Origin of the sequence: Bacillus sp. JJ783, from assembly GCF_036963225.1 — a bacterium.
Taxonomy (GTDB): Bacteria; Bacillota; Bacilli; order Bacillales; family Bacillaceae_G; genus Bacillus_A; species Bacillus_A cereus_U.
This window is the reverse complement of record NZ_JBALMG010000058.1, coordinates 34,858-60,543: the sequence shown is the minus strand read 5'-3', so window position 1 is coordinate 60,543 and position 25,686 is coordinate 34,858. Positions and strand designations below refer to the sequence as shown.

Here is a 25,686-nt window from a genome sequence, read left to right as displayed (position 1 = left end):
CTAATCCTGAGAGCAGCTAATCACTGCCGTCTTGCCACGTTACGGCACCATGAGGTGATGAATTGATTGTTATAATAATCAATTCATAATTAGGGTGGTATCGCGAGTTAACTCTCGTCCCTTTTATTAGGGGCGGGAGTTTTTTATATTTAAGGAGGAAAATACAATGAAACAACTAACAGGCGCACAAATTCGTCAAATGTTTTTAGACTTTTTCCAAGAAAAAGGACATGCAGTAGAACCAAGTGCATCACTAGTTCCGCACGAGGATCCATCTCTTCTATGGATTAATAGTGGTGTAGCGACATTAAAGAAATATTTTGATGGCCGTGTAATCCCGCAAAACCCACGTATTACAAATGCACAAAAATCAATTCGTACAAACGATATTGAAAACGTTGGGAAAACGGCTCGTCACCATACATTCTTTGAAATGTTAGGGAACTTCTCAATCGGTGATTACTTCAAAGAAGAAGCAATTACTTGGGCTTGGGAATTTCTAACGAGCGATAAGTGGATCGGATTCGATAAAGAATTACTATCTGTTACAATTCATCCGGAAGATGAAGAAGCATTCACAATTTGGAATGAGAAAATGGGTGTTCCAAAAGAACGCATCATCCGTTTAGAAGAAAACTTCTGGGATATCGGTGAAGGACCAAGTGGACCGAATACAGAGATTTTCTATGACCGCGGTGAAGCTTACGGTAATGACTTTAGTGACCCAGAATTATATCCGGGCGGAGAAAACGAGCGTTACTTAGAAGTATGGAACCTTGTATTCTCTCAATTTAACCATAACCCAGACGGTTCATATACGCCGCTTCCTAAGAAAAACATCGATACAGGGATGGGTCTAGAGCGTATGACATCTATCGTTCAAGATGTACCTACGAATTTTGATACAGACCTATTCATGCCGATGATTGGGGCGACAGAATCAATTTCTGGCGAGAAGTATCGTAATGGTGACTTAGAAAAAGATATGGCATTTAAAGTAATTGCTGACCATATTCGTACAGTAACATTTGCGGTTGGTGATGGAGCACTTCCTTCTAACGAAGGCCGTGGTTATGTATTACGTCGTTTATTACGCCGCGCTGTTCGTTACTCGAAAAAATTAAATATCAACCGTCCATTCATGTTTGAATTAGTACCGGTTGTTGGAGAAGTAATGAAAGACTTCTATCCAGAAGTACTTGAAAAGAAAGATTTCATCGCAAAAGTTGTGAAGAATGAAGAAGAGCGTTTCCATGAAACACTTCATGATGGTGAATCAATTTTAGCTGAAGTAATTGCAAAAGCGAAAGAAGAAAAAACAACTGTTATTTCTGGCGTAGATGCGTTCCGTCTATACGACACGTACGGTTTCCCGATTGAATTAACAGAAGAATATGCAGAAGAAGCTGGTATGACAGTTGATCAAGCAGGCTTTGAGAATGAAATGGAGAAACAACGTGAGCGTGCACGTGCTGCTCGTCAAGACGTTGATTCTATGCAAGTTCAAGGCGGTGTACTTGGTGAAGTTAAAGTAGCGAGCGAATTCGTTGGTTACGGTACAGTTGCAACAGAAAGTAACGTTGTTGCACTTGTAAAAAATGGTGAGTACACAGATAGCCTACAAGCAGGTGAAGAAGGACAATTAATGCTTGATGTAACGCCATTCTACGCTGAGAGCGGTGGGCAAATTGCAGACCGTGGTTATCTTCTTGCTGACGGCGTGAAAGTTCTTGTAAAAGACGTACAAAAAGCACCAAATGGTCAAAACTTACACAAAGTTGTTGTTGAAGAAGGTATATTAACGAAAGAAGCGGCTGTAAAAGCTCTTATCGATACGAAAAACCGTAGTAGCGTTGTGAAAAACCATACAGCAACTCACTTACTGCACCAAGCATTAAAGGATGTACTTGGAACGCATGTTAACCAAGCGGGTTCTCTTGTAACATCTGAACGTTTACGTTTTGACTTCTCTCACTTCGGTCAAGTACAAGCTGATGAATTAGAAAAAATTGAGCGTATCGTAAACGAAAAAATTTGGCAAAGTATTGATGTTGCGATTTCTCAAAAAGCAATCGAAGAAGCGAAAGAAATGGGCGCAATGGCATTATTCGGTGAAAAATACGGTGATGTTGTACGCGTTGTACAAGTAGGCGATTACAGCTTAGAGCTTTGCGGTGGTTGTCACGTTGATAACACAGCTTCTATCGGTATTTTCAAAATCGTTGCTGAATCTGGTATCGGTGCAGGAACACGTCGTATTGAGGCGGTAACTGGTAAATCTGCATACGAATTAATGAACGATCAAGTAGGTTTATTAAAAGAAGCAGCAGGAAAAATGAAAACAAATCCGAAAGATATTTTAACAAGAGTTGATGGTTTATTTGCTGAAGTAAAACAACTTCAAAAAGAAAACGAATCTCTTGCTGCGAAATTAAGCAATATCGAAGCTGGAAACTTAACTGATTCAGTAATGACAGTTGATGGTGTGAACGTATTAGCGGCGAAAGTAAATGTTGCAGATATGAACAATTTACGTACAATGATGGATGACCTTAAAAATAAATTAGAGTCTGCAGTTGTTGTATTAGTGTCTGTAAATGACGATAAAGTAAATATTTTAGCTGGCGTAACGAAAGATTTAATTAGTCAAGGTTACCATGCAGGTAAACTTGTGAAAGAAGTAGCTTCTCGTTGTGGAGGCGGTGGTGGAGGCCGTCCTGACATGGCTCAAGCAGGTGGTAAAAACCCAGCGCAAGTTGAGGAAGCTTTAGCATTTGTACAAGAGTACGTTAAATCTGTTTCAAAATAAAGAGATAGTAGTGTACAATGATAGGGAGAGGAGAAGTTCTTCTCCCTATACTTACTACTTACAAGTGAGGTGCTTGAAATGGACGGTTTTGATAAAACAATGAAGTTTAGCATTCAAGATGAAAAGCAGAGTGTCCATGTAAATGATGTACTTTTAACTGTGTATAATGCACTTCAAGAAAAAGGTTATAATCCGATTAACCAAATCGTCGGTTATTTATTAAGTGGAGATCCAGCATACATACCTCGCCATAAAGATGCACGAAGTATCATTCGCAAGCTTGAACGTGATGAGTTAATTGAAGAGCTTGTGAAGTCTTACTTGAAACATCATCGTGAGGAGTAGTTTATGCGAATATTAGGTTTAGATGTTGGTACTAAAACAGTCGGTGTTGCAATGAGCGATGAAATGGGCTGGACAGCACAAGGACTGGAAACAATCAGGATTAACGAAGAACGAGGCCACTTTGGTTTTGATCGTATTTCTGAGTTGGTAAAACAGTACAATGTGGACAAAATAGTAGTAGGTTTACCTAAAAATATGAATGGTACAATTGGCCCGCGTGGTGAAGCGTGCCAACAATTTGCAGAAAACCTGCGAAATCTGTTACAATTAGAAGTTGTAATGTGGGACGAGCGTTTGTCGACGATGGCAGCGGAACGTCTGCTCATTTCAGCTGATGTGAGCCGTAAGAAGCGAAAGCAAGTAATCGATAAGATGGCTGCAGTCGTAATCTTACAAGGATTTCTAGATAGTAAATAAGAGGTGACCAAAATGGAAGAAAATCAAATTACAATTGTAGACGAAAAAGGAAACGAACATTTATGTGAAATTATTTTCACTTTTGATGCTGAAAAATTCGGCAAAAAATCTTATGTAGTCTTCTCTCCAATCGGTGAAGTAGACGAAGATGGAGACCAAATCTTCGATGCAATGGCATACGAGCAAAGTGAAGAAGAGGGCGGAACATTACTTTCAATTGAATCTGAAGAAGAGTGGGAAATGGTACAAGAAATGTTTAACACTCTTGCTGATGAGCAAGACGAAGAGTAGTAATGTATAAAAAGGCGGACTGTGTATACAGTTCGCCTTTTTTGTATTCATATGCAAAATGACAGATTTTTTGTCGAAACTACTTAATTGTTTATAGTATAATAAGACGGGTTGTATGAAATGAGGCTTTAAATGAGTAGCTGTCACCAATTATTTAGAAATGATTGGTTTTGCTTTATGTTTGTAGGGCATTGTATAGAGGAAGTGTATATGGTCTACAATTAAATAAGGAGGAAGAATTTTGGTAGAGAATCAAGTGAAGAAGAAGCGTAGGCGCATTTTTTTAATTTCGATTATCGCACTGCTTTTAGTTTGTGGATCAGTCTATGCGTATATTTCATCTGCATTAGGACCAGTTGATAGTGGAAATAAAAAAGAGATTGAAGTAGAGATTCCAAAGGGGTCATCTACAAGTAAAATCGGTGAGATTTTAGAAGAAAAAGGTGCTGTGAACAGCGGTACAGTTTTTAGTTTTTATACGAAAGTTAAGTCGAAAAGCTTACAAGCAGGTACATATTTATTAAATCCTTCGATGAATGCTAACGATGTCATTGAACAAATGTCATCTGGCAACGTACATCGTCCGGCTCTTTATAAAGTGACGATTAAAGAAGGAGCGCAAGTAACTGAAATTGCTGAAGTGATTGCGACAGAATTAAAGTGGAATAAAGATGATGTTGTGCGTCAATTAAACGATAAAGCATTTATTCAAAAAATGCAGCAAAAGTATCCGAAGCTATTAACGGATAAAATTTTTGATAGTAACATTAAATATCCACTAGAAGGATACTTATATCCAGCAACGTATTCTTTCTATAAAAAGGATACGAAATTAGAAGAAATTGTAATCCCGATGCTTGAGAAAACAAATGCAATTATTGTTCAAAATGAGGCGAAAATGAAAGCGAAGAACTGGGATGTTCATCAACTTCTCACGTTGTCTTCACTTATTGAAGAAGAGGCCACTGGCTTTACAGATCGCCAGAAAATCTCTAGTGTTTTCTATAATCGTTTAGCGAAAGGTATGCCGCTTCAAACGGATCCGACGGTACTATACGCGCTTGGAAAGCATAAACAACGTGTATTATACGAAGACTTGAAAGTAAACTCACCGTACAATACGTATGTTGTGAAAGGGTTGCCAGTTGGACCGATTGCAAACTCTGGTAAACATTCAGTGGAAGCAGCGTTAGATCCTGCGCAAACAGATTATTATTATTTCTTAGCTGCACCAAGTGGTGAAGTGTATTATGCGAAAACATTAGAAGAACATAATGCATTAAAGCAAAAATACATTACGAAAAAACAATGAAATCGGGAGGGGTAGCGAAAAAGGTCGCACATCCCTCTTTTTTGTGGTAAAATATATCGGGTTAAAAACTGGCAGAAGAATCGTTTTTAATATCAAAACGGGACGTACAAGCTAAGGGTGAAACTGGCTTGTATTTTTATTGCATTCTATGTGTGAAAAGACAAAGGTTGACGCGTCATAGAGGCACTTCTCCATGTAAATAAGGAGGACCAATTATGGAGGATGCAGTTAACGAGTACCTATTATCATTTATTGATCCAAAAGATAAATTAATTCTTGAAATGGAAGAGTATGCAACTGAAAACCATGTGCCGATTATGGATCGACTTGGAATGGAGTTTATGCTGCAATTTTTACGTTTAATTGGACCGGAAAGTATTTTAGAACTTGGAACAGCAATCGGTTATTCTAGTATTCGTATGATGCAAGCTATTCCGAACTCTCGCATTGTGACAGTAGAGCGCAATCGTGAACGATATGAAAAGGCACTTGAATATATAGAATGTTCCTCGGTAACAGAACGTATTTCTGTTATTTACGGTGATGCTTTAGAAACGGGCGAACAAGTGAAAGAACATGGAACATTTGATGTTATTTTTATTGATGCAGCGAAAGGGCAGTACCGTCGCTTTTTTGACTTATACGAACCGTTATTAAATCCTGGTGGCGTTATTATTTCAGATAACGTTATGTACCATGGTCTTGTGACGACAAAAGAGAAAATTGAAAATAGACGTACGCGTGGTTTGATTCGTCGTATTAAGACGTACAATGAATGGCTTATGAACCATGAAGGATATGATACAACGATTTTCCCAATTGGCGATGGAGTGGCTGTAAGTAAAAAGAGAGGGTGACAAAAGTATGAAGAAACCTGAATTGTTAGTAACGCCTAGAGCGGTGGCGGATATTGAACCTCTTGTGAAAGCAGGGGCAGATGCAGTAATGGTTGGTGAACAAAAGTTTGGTTTACGTTTGGCAGGAGAGTTTTCACGTGAAGATGTGAAACAAGCTGTAAACATTGCACATGAAAATGGTGTGAAAGTATACGTTGCAATGAATGCGATGTTCCATAATGATAAAGTGGAAGAATTAACGGACTACGTTGCCTTTTTAAATGAGGTAAATGTAGATGCGATTGTTTTCGGAGATCCAGCGGTATTAATGGCTGTTCGTGAAGTTGCACCAAACATGCAACTTCACTGGAATACAGAAACGACAGCGACAAACTGGTTTACTTGTAACTATTGGGGGCAAAGAGGCGCGAAACGCGCTGTATTAGCTCGTGAGCTTAGCTTAGATGAAATTGCTGAATTAAAAGAAAATGCTGAAGTGGAACTTGAAGTACAAATTCACGGTATGACTTGCATGTTCCAATCGAAGCGTTCACTAGTAGGAAACTACTTTGAGTATCAAGGGCGTAATCTCGACATCGAAAAGAAAAAGTATGAAGAGAATATGTTCTTATACGACCCAGAACGTAATAACAAATATCCAATTTATGAAGATGAAAACGGTACTCACATTATGAGTCCAAATGATATTTGTTTCATCGATGAGTTAGAGGAACTAATCGATGCTGAAGTCGATAGCTTAAAAATTGATGGTGTCCTAAAAAGTTCTGAATACATTATTGAAGTAACGAAGAAATATCGTAAGGCGATTGATTTATGTGTAGAAGATCGTGATGCGTATTATGACGTGAAAGATGATTTATTGAAAGAGATAGAAGAAATACAACCGGTAAATCGTCCGTTAGATACAGGATTCTTCTTTAAAGAAACGGTTTACTAAACGAGGAGGGTGTAGGAAATGACTGTACAAGAAATTTCACGGGTGATCGATGGCAAACGCGTTATTGTGAAAAAACCTGAACTGTTAATCCCTGCGGGTAACTTAGAAAAATTAAAAGTAGCTATCCATTATGGGGCAGATGCTGTATATTTAGGTGGACAAGAATTTGGTCTTCGTTCTAATGCAGGTAACTTTACGCTGGAAGACATGGCAGAAGGCGTTGAATTTGCAAAGAAATATGGAGCAAAAATATACGTAACAACAAATATTTTTGCACATAATGAAAATATGGATGGGCTAGAGGAATATTTAAAAGGGATTGAAAAAGCTGGCGTAACGGGAATTATCGTTGCCGATCCGCTTATTATTGAGACATGTAAACGTGTAGCGCCTTCTGTTGAGGTGCATTTAAGTACACAACAATCACTATCCAACTGGAAAGCAGCACAGTATTGGAAAGAAGAAGGTTTACATCGTCTTGTATTAGCTCGTGAAGCAAGCTATGAAGAAATGAAAGAAATTAAAGAAAAAGTTGATATTGAAATTGAAGCATTCGTCCATGGTGCAATGTGTATCGCGTATTCAGGGAGATGTACATTAAGTAACCATATGACAGCGCGTGACTCTAACCGTGGTGGTTGTTGTCAATCTTGCCGCTGGGATTATGATTTAGTTCAAACGGTATCACAACATAAAGATGCAAAAGAGCTTCCTCTATTCCAAGAAGAAGATGCTCACTTTGCGATGAGCCCAAAAGATTTAAATTTAATCTTATCCATTCCGAAAATGATTGAAATTGGAATTGATAGCTTAAAAGTTGAAGGACGTATGAAATCTATCCATTACGTAGCGACTGTAGCAACTGTATATCGTAAAGTAATTGATGCGTATTGTGCGGATCCGGATAACTTTGAGTTTAAACAAGAATGGTTAGATGAACTTGATAAATGTGCAAATCGTGATACAGCTCCTGCATTCTTTGAAGGGGTTCCAGGACATCAAGAGCAAATGTTTGGAAATCATAGTAAGAAAACAACGTATGATTTTGCTGGTTTAGTGTTAGATTATAATGAAGAAACGGGCATCGTAACGCTTGAGCAACGTAATCACTTCAAACCAGGACATGAAGTGGAGTTCTTTGGGCCAGAAATAGAAAACTTTACGCAGACGGTGGAGAAAATTTGGGATGAGGATGGAAACGAATTAGATGCAGCGAGACATCCGTTGCAAATCGTGAAATTCAAAGTGGATCAACCAGTGTATGTGAATAATATGATGCGCAAAAACATACTTCAATAAGAAAGAGTGGTAGTCGAATGGGGACGAATAAGCCTGTTGTAATTGGAATCGCTGGTGGTTCAGGATCAGGAAAAACAAGTGTAACGAAAGCGATTTTTGACCATTTTAAAGGTCATTCCATTTTAATCTTGGAGCAAGATTATTATTACAAAGATCAAAGCCATTTACCAATGGAAGAACGTTTAAAAACAAATTACGATCATCCGTTAGCGTTTGATAATGATTTGTTAATTGACCATTTGCAGCAGTTGCTTGCATATGAGCAAGTGGAAAAGCCTATATATGACTATACATTGCATACGCGTTCAGAAAAAATTATTCCAGTTGAGCCGAAAGATGTAATTATTTTAGAAGGAATTCTTATTTTAGAAGACCCACGTCTTTGTGAGTTAATGGATATTAAGGTGTTCGTTGATACAGATGCGGACCTTCGTATTTTACGCCGCATGCAGCGCGATATTGAAGAGCGCGGTCGTACAATGGATTCAGTTATTGACCAATACGTAAACGTTGTACGACCAATGCATAATCAATTTATTGAGCCTTCTAAGAAATTTGCGGATATTATTATCCCTGAAGGTGGACAAAACCATGTTGCAATTGATATTATGGTTACAAAAATTGCAACAATTCTTGAACAAAAAGTAAATTTGTAATAGCATAGTAAAAGATATACGTTAGGAAGGGATTTTTTCCCTTCTTATCGAATACAATGAAACATGAAACCTCACCTACCAATAGGTGAGGGCATATTTATATCAACTTTCCATACATACCTTCTTTATATAAGGAAGAATTGGAGAATAAGGGGTTGTATGTGACAACTCCACTAGTGCACGTGTGCTAGAAACCTCCGCTATATATAAGCGGAGGAGTTTTCATATGGAACTCCTCTTTTTTTCAGGGGATTGGTATATAAAAGGAGTGGAAAACATGGCAACAGAAAAAACATACCCTATGACGCAAGAGGGTAAGCAAAAACTAGAGAACGAAGTTGAACAATTAAAAACAGTAAGACGTAAAGAAGTTGTAGAGCGTATTAAGATCGCACGTAGCTTCGGAGATCTTTCTGAGAACTCTGAGTATGATGCAGCGAAAGATGAGCAAGCATTCGTAGAAGGACGCATTACACAACTTGAAAATATGATCCGTAATGCGGTTATCATTGAAGACAATGGTGAAGAGTCTACAGTTGTAACATTAGGTAAAACAGTAACATTTAAAGAGTTACCAGGTGGAGACGAAGAATCGTACACAATCGTAGGTAGCGCAGAAGCTGATCCATTTGAAGGAAGAATTTCTAACGATTCTCCAATCGCAAAAAGCTTATTAGGTAAGCAAATTGGTGAGAAGGTAGCAATCCAAACACCAGGTGGAGAAATGCAAGTAGAGATTATCTCTGTAAAATAACGTAAAAATCACTCGTGTGAAAACGAGTGATTTTTTATTTGTATAAAAGGTGAAACACCTCGTCTAAACTACAATAGACGAGGTGTTTTTTATGAAAATGAAACGGAGAATTATAATTGTTTTAATTTGTTTTATGGGTGTGATTTTTTTATTACTTTGTCGTTTAATCCAAATACAGATTATTGATACGGAATCCTTTACTGATCGAAATATCAATTTGATTGAAAAAAGTGTTACGCAACGAACACAATCACTTACAGTAGATAATGGAAGAGGGCATTTTACAGATCGAAATGGTAAGGAAATTGGTGAAGAGAAATATCCAGTCTTAATTGTTTTTCCATTTTTACAAATAAAAAATGACATGTTAGAGAAAATTGCGCATATCATTGGTGTGTCGAGACAAGAAATAAGACTGCAAATGAAAAATAAGAATCAAGCATTTATATTACGAAGGGGGAATATCCCATTTCAATTAACGCTCGAGCAGATGGAGAAGGTAAATCAATTAGATATTTTAGGTATTGTAGCAGCAGAAGTTCGACTGAAGCAAACGGGAGAGGCAAGTCATTTAATTGGTGATGTGGGAGAGAATGAGCAGGAATTTCAAAAGCGTTATGGAGAAATGAAAAAAACTTCGAAACAAACGCCAATTGGTATTTCTGGATTGCAACAATCATTTGATGAATTTTTACTGACTGATGGAGAAGCGAAAGTACTATATCAAGTGGATCGACAGGGAGAACCGATTTTCGGGAAACAGGCGAAATACACTTCACCAGGAAATCCGTTTTATCCAGTTACTATTCAAACAACAATACATAAAACGTTGCAACGACGAGCAGAGAGGATTATAGATGAAAATGGAATAAAAAAAGGTGGGTTAGTATTACTAGACATAAAGAATAGTGAAGTTTTAGCAATGGTAAGTAGGCCTTCTTTACAGATGAATGATAGGAGGATATATAAAGCTACACTTGAAAATCAAATGTTAACTCCTCATTTTCCGGGGTCTGTTTTTAAAACAGTAGTTGCAGCAGCGGTAATTGATGAGAATTTGGTGCGGTTTAATCGTACATTTAACTGCAATACGGATTTATACGGTGAAAATCTTCCACAAGTTATGATGGGGTCATTAAACTTTAAGGAAAGCTTTGCTAGAAGCTGTAATCGAACGTTTGCCGTATTAGGTGATGAACTAATGCAAAAGGATAGGGATGTGTTAGAAACGTATTTAGAGGCCTTAGGAGCAAGTAAGAAGGTAGGGTGGAAAGGTTCGGTATTTCATACACCAGAATTTGAGCAATTGCCAGAAGAAAAGAGTGCTGTTATTTGGGGGAGCGAAGAAAATAAAGATAGTAGAAAAGCGATTGCTCAAACGATGGTCGGACAAAAAGATGTACGTGTGTCACCTCTAGCTATAGCGAATATGATGGCGACAATTGCTAGAGGTGGAGAGAAGATGGAAGTGAAAGCTGTGAAAAAAATAGTGTATAAAAATGGAACCGACTTTTTTATATTTGAAAATCATAAATTAAATGGGAAACAGCTTTCTTATGAAACGATGAAAAAATTACAACAGTTGTTAAGAGGCGTTGTAACGATGGAGAAAGGAACGGGAACCGCATTCCGTTCGTTGCAACTAACTGTCGCTGGAAAATCTGGGACGGCACAAACAGGAAAAGGAGAGAAGGTGAATCGCTGGTTTGCAGGTTATTTTCCATATGAAAACCCAAGATATGCTTTAGTTGTAGTTGATATAGAAACAGATAACGTAAATGTAGTTACACCAGCTTTTGCAGAAATGGTAGAAGCAATTCATCAATTAGAAATTGAAAAGTAATCTTGCAATTATTTATGAAATGTTTTCATTTCGTGAAAATATTATTGTAAATGTTCAACCTTTCTGGATTTAATGTTACAATAGCAAGTATGAAAAACTGCATGGAGGTTTGAAGAATGGCAGGAGGATCTAGATTTCAACAGAAACAACAAAAACGTCGTCAAAACGGTGTTTTAAATATTGCGATTGCTATTGTATTAGTAGCAGTAGCTATTGTAGCATATCAATTGTTTGTTCCTGGTACAAAAGAGCAAGCGTCTTCTAGTGATAAAAAAGTAACTCAGCAAACAACAAAAGAGAATAAAGTTGAGAAAGCTAAAGGTAAAGAAGAGACGAAGAAGAACGAGCAAGAGAAAGCAGAGGCTAAGAAGAAGGAAGAAGAGAAGCTAAAGGCTGAAGAAGAAAAGAAAAAAGCTGAAGAAGAAAAGAAAAAAGCTGAAGAAGAAGCGAAAGCTAACGAGAAAGAACCAGCTGAAAAAACACAGCCAAAGGCAACAGATGCGTATACGAAATCCTCTTGGAAGCCAGTAGGTACGCAGCAAGGTGGAACACCTGCGATGACGTTTAAAAAAGGTACAGCAGATTGGAATGAAATGAATCAAGCGATTTCCACTGCAATTGACGTTCCAGTAGAGCAATTAGTTATTCATAGAATCGGAAATAACGGTAAGAATAAAGCGTACGGTAATGTCCAAGATAAGCAATCAGGTAAAAAATATTATGTAAATATTGATTGGGTAGAAAATGAGGGCTGGAAACCGGTACTCGTTCAAACTCTAAACTAAAAAAGAGAGGCTCTTATGAGCCTCTCTTTTTTAGTTAGCGTAATTTCTTTAATTTAAAATGAACAACCGCACTATAATAAGGTCTTTTTCTTTCAGGATCCATAACCATTTGATGCGAGATGTGATGTACTTCGAGCATAAGTGCTTTATTATTATCAATTTGCTCACTAATTTTTTTTTCTAAAGAAGCTAAGTCCGCCGCTTCAAAAAACTCTACTTTATCTTCTAACATTTCAAAGGTAAATGACACGAAGACGACCCCTCTCCTATGTAATCACCTATAGTGTAACAAAGAAAAGAAGGAAATACTACGTACATTTCAATTGACATTTTTAGAAAGAGGGCATATTATACTGATAAAACCGATAAGAAAAAGGGGAATTTTTATGGGAACAGAATTTAATGGTTTATTTGATGAATGGGCTCATACGTACGACTCATTTGTACAAGGCGAAGATATACAATATAAAGAAGTTTTCGCCCATTATGAGGACATTTTAGAGGATGTAGTTAACAAGTCATTTGGCAACGTATTAGAATTTGGTGTTGGTACTGGCAACTTAACAAATAAATTATTACTTGCTGGTCGCACAGTTTACGGTATAGAACCGTCACGCGAAATGCGTACAATTGCAAAAGAGAAATTACCAAAAGAATTTTCAATTACAGAAGGTGATTTTCTATCATTTGAAGTCCCGAATTCAATCGATACTATCGTGAGCACTTACGCATTTCATCATTTAACAGATGATGAAAAAGACGTAGCGATTGCGAAGTATAGTCAATTGCTAAACAAAGGTGGTAAAATAGTGTTTGCTGATACGATATTTGCAGATCAAGATGCATATGATAAGACTGTTGAAACAGCAAAACAAAGAGGTTTCCATCAGTTAGCAAACGATTTGCAAACAGAATACTATACACGTATTCCGATCATGCAATCTATTTTTGAAAACAATGGCTTCCATGTAACGTTTACGAGATTAAATCATTTCGTTTGGGTAATGGAGGCAACTAAGCAATAGAAAGAGGGATTAGATTGAGAATTGCTGTAATTGGAGCAATGGAAGAAGAAGTACGTATTTTACGTGACAAATTAGAACAAGCAGAAACAGAAACTGTTGCAGGTTGTGAATTTACGAAAGGGCTATTGGCAGGACATGAAGTAATCTTGTTAAAGTCTGGTATTGGTAAAGTAAATGCAGCGATGTCAACGACAATTTTATTAGAAAAATATAAGCCTGAAAAAGTAATCAACACTGGTTCAGCTGGTGGATTCCATCATTCTCTAAATGTTGGAGATGTAGTTATTTCAACAGAAGTTCGTCACCATGACGTAGATGTAACTGCATTTAATTACGAATATGGTCAAGTACCTGGAATGCCACCTGGATTTAAAGCTGATGAGGCATTAGTTGCATTAGCTGAAAAATGTATGCAATCAGAAGAAAGTATTCAAGTTGTAAAAGGTATGATTGCAACAGGCGATTCATTTATGAGTGATCCGAACCGCGTTGCAGCCATTCGTGATAAATTTGAAGATCTTTATGCAGTAGAAATGGAAGCAGCAGCTGTTGCACAAGTATGCCACCAATATGAAGTTCCGTTTGTTATTATTCGTGCACTTTCTGATATTGCTGGTAAAGAATCAAATGTTTCATTTGATCAATTTTTAGATCAAGCAGCTCTTCATTCTACAAACTTTATCGTAAAAGTGCTAGAAGAGTTAAAGTAATGTAACAAAAAGGCAACTGTCTCATATAAAGAAAATACATACAGTTGCCTTTTCTTTATTGGCAAATAAGGGGGAGAACACGATGAATGTATATCGTGGAGTTCATGAGTTGATTGGCCATACACCAATCGTAGAAATTACTCGTTTTTCACTTCCGAAAGGAGTCCGTTTATTTGCAAAGCTTGAATTTTACAACCCAGGCGGAAGCGTTAAGGATCGTTTAGGAAGAGAATTAATCGAAGATGCGTTAGAAAAAGGGCTTGTTGCAGAGGGCGGAACAATCATTGAACCGACGGCTGGAAATACCGGCATTGGACTGGCACTTGCAGCGTTAGAACATGATTTACGCGTCATTGTTTGTGTACCAGAGAAATTTAGTATTGAAAAACAAGAATTAATGAAAGCGCTAGGTGCAAAGGTCGTGCATACACCGACTGAGCAAGGAATGACCGGCGCAATTGCAAAGGCAAAAGAATTAGTAAAGGAAATACCAAATTCATACTCTCCAAGTCAGTTTGCTAATGAAGCAAACCCTCGTGCTTATTTCAAAACACTAGGTCCTGAACTTTGGGACGCACTGAATGGAGAGATTAACATATTTGTTGCGGGTGCAGGAACTGGCGGTACGTTTATGGGAACTGCGTCTTATTTAAAAGAAAAAAATATTGATATTAAAACGGTTATTGTAGAACCAGAAGGATCTATTTTAAATGGCGGCAAAGCTGGTTCACATGAAACAGAAGGTATTGGTCTTGAATTCATTCCACCATTTTTAAAAACATCTTATTTTGATGAAATTCATACAATTTCTGATCGAAATGCATTTTTACGAGTGAAAGAATTAGCGAAAAAGGAAGGCCTTCTCGTTGGGAGCTCTTCAGGAGCAGCATTTCATGCAAGCTTACTTGAGGCAGAGAAAGCAGCACCAGGTACAAATATTGTAACGATTTTTCCTGATAGTAGTGAGCGCTATTTAAGTAAAGACATATACAAAGGATGGGAATAAAAAATGAGAGCAAAGACAAAGTTAATTCATGGTATTCGCATAGGAGAACCTTCAACTGGATCTGTAAACGTACCGATCTATCAAACGAGTACGTACAAACAAGAAGCAGTTGGTAAGCATCAAGGATATGAATATTCACGTACAGGTAACCCAACACGTGCAGCTCTAGAAGAAATGATTGCCGTATTAGAAAATGGTCATGCTGGATTTGCATTTGGTTCAGGAATGGCTGCTATTACAGCGACAATTATGTTGTTCTCAAAAGGTGATCATGTCATTTTAACAGATGATGTTTATGGCGGAACGTACCGTGTTATTACGAAAGTATTAAACCGCTTCGGTATTGAGCATACATTTGTAGATACAACAAACCTAGAGGAAGTTGTAGAAGCGATTCGTCCAAATACGAAAGCGATTTATGTGGAAACACCAACGAACCCATTACTAAAAATTACTGATATTAAGAAAATATCTACTCTTGCTAAAGAGAAAGATGTATTAACAATTATTGATAACACATTCATGACGCCATATTGGCAGTCGCCAATCTCTTTAGGAGCAGACATTGTACTTCATAGTGCAACGAAATATTTAGGAGGACATAGTGACGTAATTGCAGGCCTAGTAGTTGTAAATAGCCCGCAATTAGCAGAAGACCTTCACTTTGTACAAAACTCAACAGGAGGTATTCTTGGCCCACAAGATAGCTTCTTACTACTTCGCGGTTTAAAAACATTAGGAATTCGTATGGAAGAACATGAAACGAATTCACGCGCCATTGCTGAGTTTTTAAATAACCATCCAAAAGTAAATAAAGTATATTACCCAGGTCTTGCATCACATCAAAATCATGAATTAGCAACAGAACAAGCAAATGGATTTGGGGCTATTATTTCATTTGATGTAGATAGTGAAGAAACATTAAATAAAGTACTTGAGAAATTACAATACTTTACACTTGCTGAAAGCTTAGGAGCAGTAGAAAGTTTAATTTCTATCCCATCTCAAATGACACATGCATCAATCCCAGCAGATCGCCGCAAAGAGTTAGGAATTACAGATACATTAATTCGTATTTCAGTCGGTATTGAAGATGGTGAAGATTTAATTGAAGATTTAGCACAAGCGCTAGCATAGTAAAAATGCACTGCTAATATAGAGCAGTGCATTTTTATTACATCATTTTGTGAAATGTTTCACAAAATAGACATACACAAATGAAATAATTTCATGTATATTGAATTCATGAAATGTTACTCACGAACAAACTTGTGAAATGTTTCACAAACAATGAAATTCATGTAGGCAGGCAACTCTATTTTTTTTGCGATAATTGGGACTTATTTTGACCTATAGGGACATATAAGGACCGGAATAGTAGAATAGGAGGAAATTTACATGGTAGTCAAAGAGAAAGTTGTAAATGAAATGCAGGAAGTAAAAGAGATGATTGATTCGTTAGTAGATAACGGTCAAAAAGCTTTACAAGCATTAGAAGGTTTTACACAAGAGCAAATTGACAACATTGTTCATAAAATGGCACTAGCAGGTGTTGATCAACATATGCCGCTTGCGAAATTGGCTGTTGAAGAAACGGGTCGTGGTGTATATGAAGATAAATGCATTAAAAATATTTTTGCCACTGAATACATTTGGCATAGTATAAAGAAAGACAAGACGGTAGGAATTATTCATGAAGATCCTCATGAAGAAGTAATAGAAATTGCGGAACCGGTTGGTGTAGTAGCTGGAGTAACGCCAGTAACCAACCCAACGTCGACAACGATGTTTAAAGCATTAATCGCGATAAAAACGAGAAATCCACTTATTTTCGCATTCCATCCTTCTGCACAAAAATGTTCTATTGCAGCAGCGAAAACAGTATACGATGCTGCAGTGAAGGCTGGTGCACCAAAGCACTGCATTCAATGGATTGACAGACCTTCTGTCGAAGCAACGAAACAATTAATGAATCATGAAGGTGTTGCGCTCGTTCTAGCAACTGGAGGGGCTGGTATGGTGAAATCAGCTTATTCTACTGGAAAACCAGCGCTAGGTGTAGGTCCCGGTAATGTACCGTGTTATATAGAGAAATCAGCGCATATAAAACGAGCTGTTAATGATTTGATTTTATCGAAAACATTTGATAACGGTATGATTTGTGCATCGGAACAAGCAATCATTGCCGATAAGGAAATCTATGATGATGTTAAAACAGAAATGATTGCGAATAATTGTTACTTTGTAACAGAAGAAGAGAGAAGAAAATTAGAAAAGCTTGTTATTAATGAAAATACATGTGCAGTAAATAGTGATATTGTTGGGAAATCAGCACAGTATATTGCCGAATTAGTAGGGATTACTGTTCCGAAAAATACAAAAATGCTTGTAGCTGAAATTAAAGGAATCGGAGCAGCATATCCTTTATCTCGTGAGAAACTGAGTCCAGTATTAGCTTGTGTAAAAGCAAATTCATTAGAAGAAGGATTTACATATTGCGAAGAAATGTTGAACCTTGGTGGTTTAGGACATTCAGCAGTCATCCATTCTACAAACAAAGAAGTGCAAAAGCAATTTGGATTACACATGAAAGCTTGCCGTCTCATTGTAAATGCACCTTCATCACAAGGTGGAATAGGGGATATATATAATGGATTTATTCCATCCCTTACGCTTGGTTGTGGTTCCTACGGGAAAAACTCAGTTTCCCAAAACGTAACAGCGACTCATTTATTAAATATAAAAAGGCTGGCAAATAGAAAAAAGAATATGCAGTGGTTCAAATTACCGCCAAAAATTTATTTTGAAAAACATGCTACAGCATATTTAGCAAACATGCCTAACATTTCACGTGCATTTATTGTAACGGATCCAGGGATGGTTGAGCATGGATATGTAGATACGGTCACGCACTATTTACGTAAACATGCAAATGATGTGAAAGTTGAAGTTTTCTTCGAGGTTGAGCCAGATCCATCAGATGAAACTGTTTTTAAAGGTGCGGACATGATGAAAAGCTTTAAGCCAGATGTAATTATCGCACTTGGCGGTGGTTCAGCTATGGATGCAGCAAAAGGGATGTGGCTATTTTATGAGCACCCAGAAACAACATTCTATGGAATTAAACAGAAGTTTTTAGATATAAGAAAACGTACATGTAAGTATCCTAAATTAGGAAATAAAGCGCAATTTGTTGCCATTCCAACAACATCAGGGACGGGTTCAGAAGTGACACCATTTGCGGTTATTACAGATAAAAAAAATAATATAAAATATCCGCTTGCTGATTATGAATTAACACCAGATGTAGCGATTGTTGATCCACAATTTGTAATGACAGTACCACCTCATGTAACAGCAGATACTGGCATGGACGTATTAACACATGCAATTGAGGCATATGTGTCTGTTATGGCAAATGACTATACGGATGGTTTAGCGTTAAAAGCAATTGATCTCGTATTTAAATATTTACCGAGGGCATATAAAGATGGAAATGATGAAGAGGCGCGAGAAAAAATGCATAACGCTTCTGCGATTGCAGGGATGGCATTTGCTAATGCTTTCCTTGGTATTAATCACAGTTTAGCACATAAACTTGGACCAGAATTCCATATTCCACACGGACGCGCAAATGCAATTCTTATGCCGCATGTAGTTCGCTATAATGCTATTAAGCCAAGGAAACACGCATTGTTCCCAAAATATGAGCACTTTGTGGCAGATGAACGCTATGCACATATTGCGAGGATGCTCGGGCTTCCAGCAAGTTCAGCGGCAGAAGGTGTGGAATCACTCGTCCAAGCGATTATTGCGCTTGGAAAAAGCTTAAATATCAATATGAGTATCGCGGAACAAGGAGTTGCTAAAGAACAATTTGAAGCTGTTGTGGAAATGTTAGCAGAAAGAGCGTTTGAAGATCAGTGTACAACAGCTAATCCAAAATTGCCGCTCATTTCAGAGCTAAAAGAAGTCTATATGGAAGCGTATAAAGGCGTATAATAGATAAAAAAGAGCCGCATTTAAGTGGCTCTTTTTTACTTTGGAAAACATCTCCCAGTTTGGTTCTATTTACTTGTCTTTAAGCTTAATAGAATGTGATAAAGTGAGGATGGGAGTGATAAAGAGATGAAAGAATTACAAGGAAAAATAGCAGATTATACCCGTTTCGGACAAGTACTTTTGTCTATAAGTACATTTTTAATGATCGGTTTATTAATTCCAAGCGGAGTCAAAGATATGGTGCAGTCTTTTGTTATGATGGGGAGTATTGTTGTATTTTTAGTTCTTGCTTTTTTCTTCTTTAAGTGTGTTAGAACGATGCGTGACCAATTAGAGGAGAGCGAATATGAAGAAAATTGTTAAATAGAGCGCTACGAAAAGAAAAAATCTTTTTGTAGCGTTTTTTCGTTTTTGAAGAAAATGTATGCGGTTTATATTGACAATGATAATCTATATCAATTAAAGTATAATAGTAGTTAATGATTATCATTATCAATTAGAGGTGAAAGAATGAAAAAATCCATTACGCTGTTCACAGCGATCTTATCTATTTTTTTCTTATTACTAGGTTGCAGTGCAAAAGAAAACGAAAAAGCATCCGCCACAAAAACAGATAAAGGAACAGACAAAATCGAAATTACCGATCTCTCAGACAGAAAGATAACATTCAATAAAGTTCCTGAAAGTTTTGCGACGTTAAGTATGGGTGACATGAATGTTATCCACGCTTTAGGAGGAAAAATCGTCGGGCGTCCAGATGCAAAAATTCCCCTTCCAGAAGATTTGCAAAAAACACAAGTAATTGGAAATGCACATCAGCCAAACTTTGAACAAATTGCTAGTTTAAAGCCAGACGTACTTGTTGCTAATAATGGATTCCAAAAAAATATTCCAACGGTTGAAGGGCAAGGAACAAAAGTAATCATTTCTTCAGCCAACTCTGTAAAAGATATTCAAAAGAGTATTGAAATGTATGGAACAGTAATGAAGAAAGAAGATAAAGCAAAAGAGCTTAACCAAAAAATTAATGATCAAATGAAGAAATATGAGAAAAAGAGTGACGTTAAAGCATTGCTAGTGTATGGGGCACCAGGCACTTATTTAGCAGCATTACCAACATCTCTATCAGGGGATATTTTAGAAAAAACGGGCGGGAAAAATATCGCAGCTGGTTTTCCAGAAATGAAAGAATATCCGCAATATGCACAGCTAAGTGTAGAACGTATTATTGAAGCAAATCCAGATGTGATTTATTTAATTACACATGGAGATCCCAATAGTGTGAAAAAAGCATTTGAAGGCGAAATGATGAAAAATGAAGCATGGAAAAATTTAGATGCAGTAAAACAAAATCGTGTAGTTATTTTGCCACCAGATTTATTTGGATCAAATCCTGGGACAAAAGTTACAGAAGCGATGGAATTCATGTATAAAAGTATACAAGATGTAAGGAAATGATAAGTATGGAGAGTAGTGAAATAGTAAGAGAAAAGGAACATCCTTTTGCAAAGAAAAGATGGATAATAGCAGTTACTTTAGTCGTATTAACATTTCTAAGTCTTTTTTACGGTCTTTTCGCAGGAAGTTTATCTTTTTCTTTACGAGACATTCTAACAGGGATACAAGATGAAAGTTCGACAGTTCATCGGATTGTATGGGATCTTCGCATACCGAGAGTGCTCGTTGGGTTTATAGTAGGAACGTGTTTAGCTACATCTGGAGCATTACTGCAGGGGGTTATGAGAAACCCTCTTGCAGACCCTGGAATTATCGGGGTTTCATCTGGAGCGGGTCTTGTAGCAATTGTAATTATGATTCTATTTCCTCAGCACATGGCTTTTTTACCGCTAGGAGCGTTTTTAGGAGCTTTCATAACAGCGATGGTCATTTATGCTTTATCGTGGCAAAAAGGGGCACCGCCTTCAAGAATCGTCTTAGTAGGTGTGTCAATCAATGCATTAATTGGTGCAGCAACGTCAGCATTAATGTTATTACATAGTGACAAAGTACAATCCGTGTTACCGTGGTTAGCTGGCGGTATTGGTGGTGTGAGCTGGGCACATTTAAATATGATTATTTACTATGCAATATTCGCTATTATATTAGCTTTCTTCGGTATTAAACACATTCGAGTATTAATGCTTGGGGATGAAATGGTGAAATTATTAGGGCATAACGTGGAAAGAAGTCGGTTTTATTTAATAGTAGTAAGTACAATGTTAGCTGGAATTGCGGTTAGTGTTTCTGGTTTAATTGGATTTGTAGGTCTTGTTGTACCACATATGTTACGTTTATTAGTTGGAAATGACTATAAATATTTACTGCCATTATCATGCCTTGGCGGAGGGATATTACTTGTTTTCGCGGATGCGATAGCTCGAAGTTGGTTCGATCCAATCGAATTGCCTGTTGGTATTTTATTGTCCTTCTTAGGTGGTCCGTTCTTCTTATATTTAATTCATAGAGGAGGAAAACAACGTGATTTCCGTTAACAAAGTGTTTTACGCACATTCTGAAAGATTTCAAATGCAAAATATGAATGTACATATTAAAGCTGGAGAAATCGTTAGTTTAATCGGTCCGAATGGATCCGGGAAATCTACTTTGCTGCGTTTAATAGCACGGCTACTTAAACAAAGCGAAGGAGATATCATTTTAGATGGGACAAATATTCATACGATGAAGAGTGAGGATGTAGCGAAGCAATTAGCGATGTTACCACAAATGCATGATCATCAATTAGATTTAACAGTGAAAGAACTAATAGAGTTCGGAAGAGGTCCTCATAAATCATGGAGTAGTCGCTTAAACAAAGAAGATGAAGAAATTGTTGATTGGGCATTGTCTGTTACAAATCTTGAAGGGTATGAATATCGTCTTTTACAATCCTTATCAGGAGGAGAAAGACAACGTGCTTGGATTGCGATGACGCTAGCACAACGTACAAATGTCTTATTATTAGATGAACCAACAACCTTTTTGGATATCGTTCACCAGTTGGAAGTAATGGAACTTGTGAAACGATTAAACGAGGAGTTTGGTATGACAATTATAATGGTCTTACATGACATTAACCAAGCGGCTCAATATAGTGATCGTTTACTCGTATTAAAGCGAGGAAAGATTCAGTATGACGGTGTACCAGAAGAAGTATTATGTCAACAAATGTTTCAACATGTATTTGGCATAGAAGTAGATATTTTTCAAGGAAGCGACAAGCCATTTTTTACACCGAAACGAATTTCTAAAAAAGGAGCAGAGCGATGCAAACAGAAGAACGTATTACCACTGAATTAGTAAGAGAATTTGTTATGGCAGCTCACGGAGATTTAGAAAAAGTACAGGAACTATTGGCAGAATCGCCAAGCTTACTTCATGCCTCTTATAATTGGGGCGGCTCAGATTGGGAAAGTGCCTTAGGAGCAGCGGCCCATGTAGGACGTAAAGATATTGCACTTTATTTACTGGCAAAGGGCGCTCGGATGGATATTTTTGCAGCGGCTATGCTTGGTGAACTTGAAGTCGTACAAGCTATTTTAGTAGTACAACCAGAAGCATTATTTGCACCTGGCCCGCATGGCATTTCGCTACTTCAACATGCACGAATGGGTGGAGAAAAAGCTCAGCGTGTATTTGAATACTTAACAGTGCTTTCTTAATGACCGCAAAGTTCTTATGTGCGGTAAACTTTCCACTCAAAAGATTGGAAGGTTTACCGCCCGTTAGAACGGGATAAGTATCTAGTATATATGAAAATCCTACACCCCCTCAATTGTAGTGTTCTTAATACTAGTTATGATATGGATGCAGTAGACACTCTTTTGTCTACTGCTTTTTTTTGATATAATACATTTTTATAAGACTGAATTTTCTTTCTTTTCAGTGGCGTCTTGATAAAAATTATTTAACATTTAAGTAGTTTGAAATATATAGTTATGTAATGAGGTTCAAAATGATGGGAGTGAATAAAAGAGTGTTTCATACAGATCGTTTACAATTTCGCAAATATACAATGGATGATTTACCGTTTTATGCTTCTTTATGGGGGGATGAGAAGGTAATGCGCTATATTGGAAATGGAATGTTAAAAACATTTATGCAATGTAAAAAAAGTTTGGAGGAGAGGGTACTTCCAAATTATAAAAACGGTCTCGGTTTATTTGTAATGATTGAAAAGGAAACAGGGATACGAATTGGTCATGCAGGACTTGTCAAGCAGAAGGTAGATGGAAAAGAGGAAATTGAGATTGGCTATTGGTTACTTCCTAAGTATTGGGGGAAAGGGTATGCGAAAGAGGCTGCGGCGGCATTTCGAGACTATGGTTTTCAAGCATTACAAATGAATAAATTAATTTCACTTATTAATCCGAACCACCCAGCTTCAATATTTGTTGCTAGAAAAACAGGGCTTAGTTATGAGAAAACAACTTCATTTCATGAGATGGATGTTCTCGTTTATTCCATTAAGCGGGTTGGATGAAAAAAGGTGAATTGCATTTTTTGGAGAATGGTATATAAAAATAAAGGGGGGATTACATGTATATTTACCATAATGGACTTATTATTCGTGAGGGAACGAACGGTGTACCAGCATATGCAATTAAAACTTTATTTGAAGATGCCGGTTGGAGTAATGATAATATCCCTTCTTGGCAAATTGAAAAATTTACGATAGCATTTGAAAATTCCACATGGGCTTTCACAATTTGGGATGAAGAAGAAATGGTCGCGATGGTTAGAGTGATTTCTGATCAAATCATGGTTGCTAACATAGTAAATTTAGTTGTGAAGTGTGAGTATAGGGGAAAAGGGTTAGGTAAGAAACTTGTAGCTCTTTGTTTACAAAAGCTTCCGCATGGCGATTGGTTTGCGCATACATCCGCTAACAATTTTGATTTTTATAGAAGCTGTGGTTTTGAAGTAAGAGAGTTATCAAGAAATGGAACATGTGCGTATTATGGGTATCAAGTGGCAAAAAAGGATGGGCATCGATAAAATTATAAGGTAGTGAAGAAAAAGGATCGCTATTTTAATAATATAAACTGAACTGAGACTTATTTTGTGATAAAATAAAAGAAAATTCAGTTTATTAAACGGGGGATAAAAATGAATGTAAAAGTTGGGGATGTATTTAAATATGAAAGAAGGTTTACCGAGGAAGAAGTTTTTGAATTTGCAAATATTACAGGCGATAAAGGTAGACATCATATGGAATATGATGAGAATGGACAATTAATGGTTCATGGTCTATTGACTGCCAGCATTGGTACGAAAGTAGGAGAAGAGTTACATTACATAGCGAGGGAATTAGTAAGTGAATTTATTAGGCCAGTTTTTACAGGTGATACGATTACTTGTGAATTAACATTAACAAATATTGAGCAAATGGAAGGATATAAAAAAGTTTCAATTGAGTCCGTTTATCGCAATCAACATGAAAAGACTGTACTAGTTGGGACGAGTTATGGAATTATAAGGGAATAAAAAAGAAGCCTGTTATGAAACAGGCTTCTTTTTTATCAATTAGTAAACTCGTTTTCGATTTTCAGCATGACTAGAGATAAGTAATAACGCAGATTCTTCACCTATATTACGAACAATATGGGGAACGCACGCATTCCAGGAGAAAGAATCACCTTCTTCTACAATTGCAATATCTTCACCATGTTGAACTTCCAGTTTTCCGCGTAATACAAGATGACACTCTTCGCCTTCATGAGCATTTGGTGAGTTTTCTTTCGGGAATCCGGCAGAAATTTCTACTAAAGATAGGCGGAGACCACCTTGCTCCGCAACATGCTCAATTCTTTGTTCATCTTTACCGTATACGCTGTATTTCCGTTCTTCTTTTTTTATAATTTTCATTCGATCCTTTTGTTCTAACAGTAAATAAGGAAGGGGAACATTTAAAAAAATGGAGATTGTTTCTAAAGTTGAGATAGATGGTGATGTTTTATTATTTTCAACCTGACTCATAAAACCTTTAGAAAGACCTGTCCCTTCACAAATTTGTGCAATTGTTATGCCTTTACGTTGACGAATTTCACGAATCGCAGAACCAATATTCATAAAATCAAGCTCCTTTTTGTAAACAACTATTTGTATCATAGCAAAAAAAATATATATTTTCCCACTGAAAATGAATTGACGAATAAAAAAAAATAGTGTATGTTTTGTAATGTAAATAAAAGTTTTGTATAACAAAACACTAAAGGAGAGAAAGAAATGAATCAACATATTGGTAACTTAATTATTCGTATCGTGTTAGGGGTAACATTCTTTATGCACGGTTTAACAAAATTCCAATCAGGAATTGACAATATTGCAGGGTGGTTCACAAGCATTGGTTTACCAGGAGGACTTGCATACGGTGTAGCAACAGTTGAATTAGTTGGAGGTCTATTGTTAATTCTAGGTTTAGGTGTAAGATATATTGGATTATTATTTGCACTTGTTATGGTTGGAGCAATTGTAAAAGTGAAATGGTCAGCTGGTTTATTAGGAGATGGGAAAAATCCTGGCTTCGAATTAGAACTTGCATTATTAGCAATGGGTGCTTATTTATTTGTTGCGAAAGCTGATGGTTTTGTAGATAATTTCTTAAAAGAGAAAATGTCAAAGAAGAACTAATTTAAATG

Annotated in this window: 28 protein-coding genes and 1 other annotated feature (1 of these 29 only partly in view); of the genes, 26 read left to right on the top strand and 2 right to left on the bottom strand. The window is 37.0% G+C overall.

Annotated features, from left to right (window positions below):
- Nucleotides 1-125 (top strand) — a binding site (T-box leader) (it extends 94 nt beyond the left edge of the window).
- A 41-nt stretch (nucleotides 126-166) separates the two neighbouring features.
- The 12 genes from alaS (at nucleotide 167) to V7038_RS13625 (ending at nucleotide 12,305) form a co-directional block, all read left to right on the top strand.
- Nucleotides 167-2,809, top strand: coding sequence for an alanine--tRNA ligase (gene alaS / locus V7038_RS13680; RefSeq protein WP_335470527.1), 2,643 nt, complete (start codon nucleotides 167-169; stop codon nucleotides 2,807-2,809).
- A 78-nt stretch (nucleotides 2,810-2,887) separates the two neighbouring features.
- Nucleotides 2,888-3,154, top strand: a complete 267-nt coding sequence (locus V7038_RS13675) for an IreB family regulatory phosphoprotein (RefSeq protein WP_002111976.1) — start codon at nucleotides 2,888-2,890, stop codon at nucleotides 3,152-3,154.
- 3 nt (nucleotides 3,155-3,157) lie between these two features.
- Nucleotides 3,158-3,571 (top strand): Holliday junction resolvase RuvX, encoded by a 414-nt coding sequence (gene ruvX, locus V7038_RS13670; protein ID WP_001221204.1) that lies wholly within the window; start codon nucleotides 3,158-3,160, stop codon nucleotides 3,569-3,571.
- A gap of 12 nt (nucleotides 3,572-3,583) precedes the next feature.
- On the top strand, nucleotides 3,584-3,862 hold the full coding sequence (locus tag V7038_RS13665) for a DUF1292 domain-containing protein (protein ID WP_002111975.1): 279 nt from the start codon (nucleotides 3,584-3,586) through the stop codon (nucleotides 3,860-3,862).
- Nucleotides 3,863-4,103: 241 nt separating this feature from the next.
- Nucleotides 4,104-5,174, top strand: a complete 1,071-nt coding sequence (gene mltG / locus V7038_RS13660; RefSeq protein ID WP_002111972.1) for an endolytic transglycosylase MltG — start codon at nucleotides 4,104-4,106, stop codon at nucleotides 5,172-5,174.
- A 215-nt stretch (nucleotides 5,175-5,389) separates the two neighbouring features.
- Nucleotides 5,390-6,031: an O-methyltransferase gene (locus V7038_RS13655; RefSeq protein WP_002111971.1), complete on the top strand. Its 642-nt coding sequence runs from the start codon at nucleotides 5,390-5,392 to the stop codon at nucleotides 6,029-6,031.
- Nucleotides 6,032-6,038: 7 nt separating this feature from the next.
- Nucleotides 6,039-6,968: a peptidase U32 family protein gene (locus tag V7038_RS13650; protein WP_016106210.1), complete on the top strand. Its 930-nt coding sequence runs from the start codon at nucleotides 6,039-6,041 to the stop codon at nucleotides 6,966-6,968.
- A gap of 18 nt (nucleotides 6,969-6,986) precedes the next feature.
- Nucleotides 6,987-8,267 carry a peptidase U32 family protein gene (locus V7038_RS13645; protein ID WP_002111968.1) on the top strand — a complete coding sequence of 427 codons (1,281 nt, stop codon included), beginning with the start codon at nucleotides 6,987-6,989 and terminating at the stop codon, nucleotides 8,265-8,267.
- Nucleotides 8,268-8,284: 17 nt separating this feature from the next.
- Complete coding sequence (udk, locus tag V7038_RS13640) at nucleotides 8,285-8,923, top strand: uridine kinase (RefSeq protein ID WP_002015274.1); 639 nt, start codon at nucleotides 8,285-8,287, stop codon at nucleotides 8,921-8,923.
- A gap of 277 nt (nucleotides 8,924-9,200) precedes the next feature.
- Nucleotides 9,201-9,677: a transcription elongation factor GreA gene (gene greA, locus V7038_RS13635; RefSeq protein ID WP_070170580.1), complete on the top strand. Its 477-nt coding sequence runs from the start codon at nucleotides 9,201-9,203 to the stop codon at nucleotides 9,675-9,677.
- 91 nt (nucleotides 9,678-9,768) lie between these two features.
- The gene (locus V7038_RS13630; protein WP_070146901.1) at nucleotides 9,769-11,520 is read left to right on the top strand and encodes a peptidoglycan D,D-transpeptidase FtsI family protein; all 1,752 of its coding nucleotides are present in this window, start codon (nucleotides 9,769-9,771) and stop codon (nucleotides 11,518-11,520) included.
- A 116-nt stretch (nucleotides 11,521-11,636) separates the two neighbouring features.
- Nucleotides 11,637-12,305 carry a YrrS family protein gene (locus V7038_RS13625; RefSeq protein ID WP_002111963.1) on the top strand — a complete coding sequence of 223 codons (669 nt, stop codon included), beginning with the start codon at nucleotides 11,637-11,639 and terminating at the stop codon, nucleotides 12,303-12,305.
- Between the two features lie 34 nt (nucleotides 12,306-12,339).
- Here the strand turns inward: V7038_RS13625 and V7038_RS13620 are convergent, their stop codons facing one another.
- Nucleotides 12,340-12,555, bottom strand: a complete 216-nt coding sequence (locus V7038_RS13620; protein ID WP_002111962.1) for a YrzA family protein — start codon at nucleotides 12,553-12,555, stop codon at nucleotides 12,340-12,342.
- 136 nt (nucleotides 12,556-12,691) lie between these two features.
- Between V7038_RS13620 and V7038_RS13615 the strand changes: the two genes are divergently transcribed.
- The 13 genes from V7038_RS13615 to V7038_RS13555 all read left to right on the top strand — a co-directional run bounded on the left by V7038_RS13615 (nucleotide 12,692) and on the right by V7038_RS13555 (nucleotide 24,532).
- Nucleotides 12,692-13,330, top strand: a complete 639-nt coding sequence (locus tag V7038_RS13615) for a class I SAM-dependent DNA methyltransferase (protein WP_002111961.1) — start codon at nucleotides 12,692-12,694, stop codon at nucleotides 13,328-13,330.
- A 14-nt stretch (nucleotides 13,331-13,344) separates the two neighbouring features.
- A complete protein-coding gene (gene mtnN / locus V7038_RS13610) occupies nucleotides 13,345-14,040 on the top strand; it encodes a 5'-methylthioadenosine/S-adenosylhomocysteine nucleosidase (RefSeq protein WP_002199294.1) in 696 nt (231 codons plus the stop codon).
- A gap of 82 nt (nucleotides 14,041-14,122) precedes the next feature.
- Entirely contained in the window at nucleotides 14,123-15,046 is a 924-nt protein-coding gene (locus V7038_RS13605) for an O-acetylserine dependent cystathionine beta-synthase (protein ID WP_002111959.1), read from the top strand.
- Between the two features lie 3 nt (nucleotides 15,047-15,049).
- On the top strand, nucleotides 15,050-16,183 hold the full coding sequence (locus V7038_RS13600) for a bifunctional cystathionine gamma-lyase/homocysteine desulfhydrase (RefSeq protein WP_335470522.1): 1,134 nt from the start codon (nucleotides 15,050-15,052) through the stop codon (nucleotides 16,181-16,183).
- Between the two features lie 261 nt (nucleotides 16,184-16,444).
- Nucleotides 16,445-19,048 (top strand): bifunctional acetaldehyde-CoA/alcohol dehydrogenase, encoded by a 2,604-nt coding sequence (gene adhE / locus V7038_RS13595; RefSeq protein WP_335470520.1) that lies wholly within the window; start codon nucleotides 16,445-16,447, stop codon nucleotides 19,046-19,048.
- A 126-nt stretch (nucleotides 19,049-19,174) separates the two neighbouring features.
- Nucleotides 19,175-19,411 carry a YrhC family protein gene (locus V7038_RS13590; protein ID WP_002111956.1) on the top strand — a complete coding sequence of 79 codons (237 nt, stop codon included), beginning with the start codon at nucleotides 19,175-19,177 and terminating at the stop codon, nucleotides 19,409-19,411.
- Nucleotides 19,412-19,558: 147 nt separating this feature from the next.
- A complete protein-coding gene (locus V7038_RS13585; protein ID WP_335470518.1) occupies nucleotides 19,559-20,506 on the top strand; it encodes an ABC transporter substrate-binding protein in 948 nt (315 codons plus the stop codon).
- 5 nt (nucleotides 20,507-20,511) lie between these two features.
- Nucleotides 20,512-21,540, top strand: coding sequence for a FecCD family ABC transporter permease (locus tag V7038_RS13580; protein WP_070146961.1), 1,029 nt, complete (start codon nucleotides 20,512-20,514; stop codon nucleotides 21,538-21,540).
- The gene (locus tag V7038_RS13575) at nucleotides 21,527-22,345 is read left to right on the top strand and encodes an ABC transporter ATP-binding protein (RefSeq protein ID WP_335470514.1); all 819 of its coding nucleotides are present in this window, start codon (nucleotides 21,527-21,529) and stop codon (nucleotides 22,343-22,345) included. The genes V7038_RS13580 and V7038_RS13575 overlap by 14 nt, the downstream gene beginning before the upstream one ends.
- Nucleotides 22,312-22,707, top strand: a complete 396-nt coding sequence (locus V7038_RS13570; protein ID WP_002111951.1) for an ankyrin repeat domain-containing protein — start codon at nucleotides 22,312-22,314, stop codon at nucleotides 22,705-22,707. The genes V7038_RS13575 and V7038_RS13570 overlap by 34 nt, the downstream gene beginning before the upstream one ends.
- 293 nt (nucleotides 22,708-23,000) lie before the next feature.
- A complete protein-coding gene (locus V7038_RS13565) occupies nucleotides 23,001-23,528 on the top strand; it encodes a GNAT family N-acetyltransferase (protein ID WP_002111949.1) in 528 nt (175 codons plus the stop codon).
- Nucleotides 23,529-23,584: 56 nt separating this feature from the next.
- Entirely contained in the window at nucleotides 23,585-24,043 is a 459-nt protein-coding gene (locus V7038_RS13560) for a GNAT family N-acetyltransferase (RefSeq protein WP_002111948.1), read from the top strand.
- Nucleotides 24,044-24,154: 111 nt separating this feature from the next.
- Entirely contained in the window at nucleotides 24,155-24,532 is a 378-nt protein-coding gene (locus V7038_RS13555) for a MaoC/PaaZ C-terminal domain-containing protein (RefSeq protein WP_002111947.1), read from the top strand.
- Nucleotides 24,533-24,571: 39 nt separating this feature from the next.
- Here V7038_RS13555 and V7038_RS13550 read toward each other — a convergent pair whose 3' ends face one another.
- Entirely contained in the window at nucleotides 24,572-25,117 is a 546-nt protein-coding gene (locus V7038_RS13550) for a helix-turn-helix domain-containing protein (RefSeq protein ID WP_002160413.1), read from the bottom strand.
- A gap of 156 nt (nucleotides 25,118-25,273) precedes the next feature.
- On the opposite strand from V7038_RS13550, the gene V7038_RS13545 reads away from it, so the two are divergent.
- Nucleotides 25,274-25,678, top strand: a complete 405-nt coding sequence (locus tag V7038_RS13545) for a DoxX family protein (protein WP_001071557.1) — start codon at nucleotides 25,274-25,276, stop codon at nucleotides 25,676-25,678.
- Nucleotides 25,679-25,686 lie beyond the last annotated feature (8 nt).

Bases quoted from the DNA above. Each gene is read 5' to 3' on its own strand.
- alaS (WP_335470527.1), top strand. From the start codon at position 167: ATGAAACAACTAACAGGCGCACAAATTCGTCAAATGTTTTTAGACTTT.
- V7038_RS13675 (WP_002111976.1), top strand. From the start codon at position 2,888: ATGGACGGTTTTGATAAAACAATGAAGTTTAGCATTCAAGATGAAAAG.
- ruvX (WP_001221204.1), top strand. From the start codon at position 3,158: ATGCGAATATTAGGTTTAGATGTTGGTACTAAAACAGTCGGTGTTGCA.
- V7038_RS13665 (WP_002111975.1), top strand. From the start codon at position 3,584: ATGGAAGAAAATCAAATTACAATTGTAGACGAAAAAGGAAACGAACAT.
- V7038_RS13655 (WP_002111971.1), top strand. From the start codon at position 5,390: ATGGAGGATGCAGTTAACGAGTACCTATTATCATTTATTGATCCAAAA.
- V7038_RS13650 (WP_016106210.1), top strand. From the start codon at position 6,039: ATGAAGAAACCTGAATTGTTAGTAACGCCTAGAGCGGTGGCGGATATT.
- V7038_RS13645 (WP_002111968.1), top strand. From the start codon at position 6,987: ATGACTGTACAAGAAATTTCACGGGTGATCGATGGCAAACGCGTTATT.
- udk (WP_002015274.1), top strand. From the start codon at position 8,285: ATGGGGACGAATAAGCCTGTTGTAATTGGAATCGCTGGTGGTTCAGGA.
- greA (WP_070170580.1), top strand. From the start codon at position 9,201: ATGGCAACAGAAAAAACATACCCTATGACGCAAGAGGGTAAGCAAAAA.
- V7038_RS13630 (WP_070146901.1), top strand. From the start codon at position 9,769: ATGAAAATGAAACGGAGAATTATAATTGTTTTAATTTGTTTTATGGGT.
- V7038_RS13625 (WP_002111963.1), top strand. From the start codon at position 11,637: ATGGCAGGAGGATCTAGATTTCAACAGAAACAACAAAAACGTCGTCAA.
- V7038_RS13615 (WP_002111961.1), top strand. From the start codon at position 12,692: ATGGGAACAGAATTTAATGGTTTATTTGATGAATGGGCTCATACGTAC.
- V7038_RS13605 (WP_002111959.1), top strand. From the start codon at position 14,123: ATGAATGTATATCGTGGAGTTCATGAGTTGATTGGCCATACACCAATC.
- V7038_RS13600 (WP_335470522.1), top strand. From the start codon at position 15,050: ATGAGAGCAAAGACAAAGTTAATTCATGGTATTCGCATAGGAGAACCT.
- adhE (WP_335470520.1), top strand. From the start codon at position 16,445: ATGGTAGTCAAAGAGAAAGTTGTAAATGAAATGCAGGAAGTAAAAGAG.
- V7038_RS13590 (WP_002111956.1), top strand. From the start codon at position 19,175: ATGAAAGAATTACAAGGAAAAATAGCAGATTATACCCGTTTCGGACAA.
- V7038_RS13585 (WP_335470518.1), top strand. From the start codon at position 19,559: ATGAAAAAATCCATTACGCTGTTCACAGCGATCTTATCTATTTTTTTC.
- V7038_RS13580 (WP_070146961.1), top strand. From the start codon at position 20,512: ATGGAGAGTAGTGAAATAGTAAGAGAAAAGGAACATCCTTTTGCAAAG.
- V7038_RS13570 (WP_002111951.1), top strand. From the start codon at position 22,312: ATGCAAACAGAAGAACGTATTACCACTGAATTAGTAAGAGAATTTGTT.
- V7038_RS13565 (WP_002111949.1), top strand. From the start codon at position 23,001: ATGATGGGAGTGAATAAAAGAGTGTTTCATACAGATCGTTTACAATTT.
- V7038_RS13560 (WP_002111948.1), top strand. From the start codon at position 23,585: ATGTATATTTACCATAATGGACTTATTATTCGTGAGGGAACGAACGGT.
- V7038_RS13555 (WP_002111947.1), top strand. From the start codon at position 24,155: ATGAATGTAAAAGTTGGGGATGTATTTAAATATGAAAGAAGGTTTACC.
- V7038_RS13550 (WP_002160413.1), bottom strand. From the start codon at position 25,117: ATGAATATTGGTTCTGCGATTCGTGAAATTCGTCAACGTAAAGGCATA.
- V7038_RS13545 (WP_001071557.1), top strand. From the start codon at position 25,274: ATGAATCAACATATTGGTAACTTAATTATTCGTATCGTGTTAGGGGTA.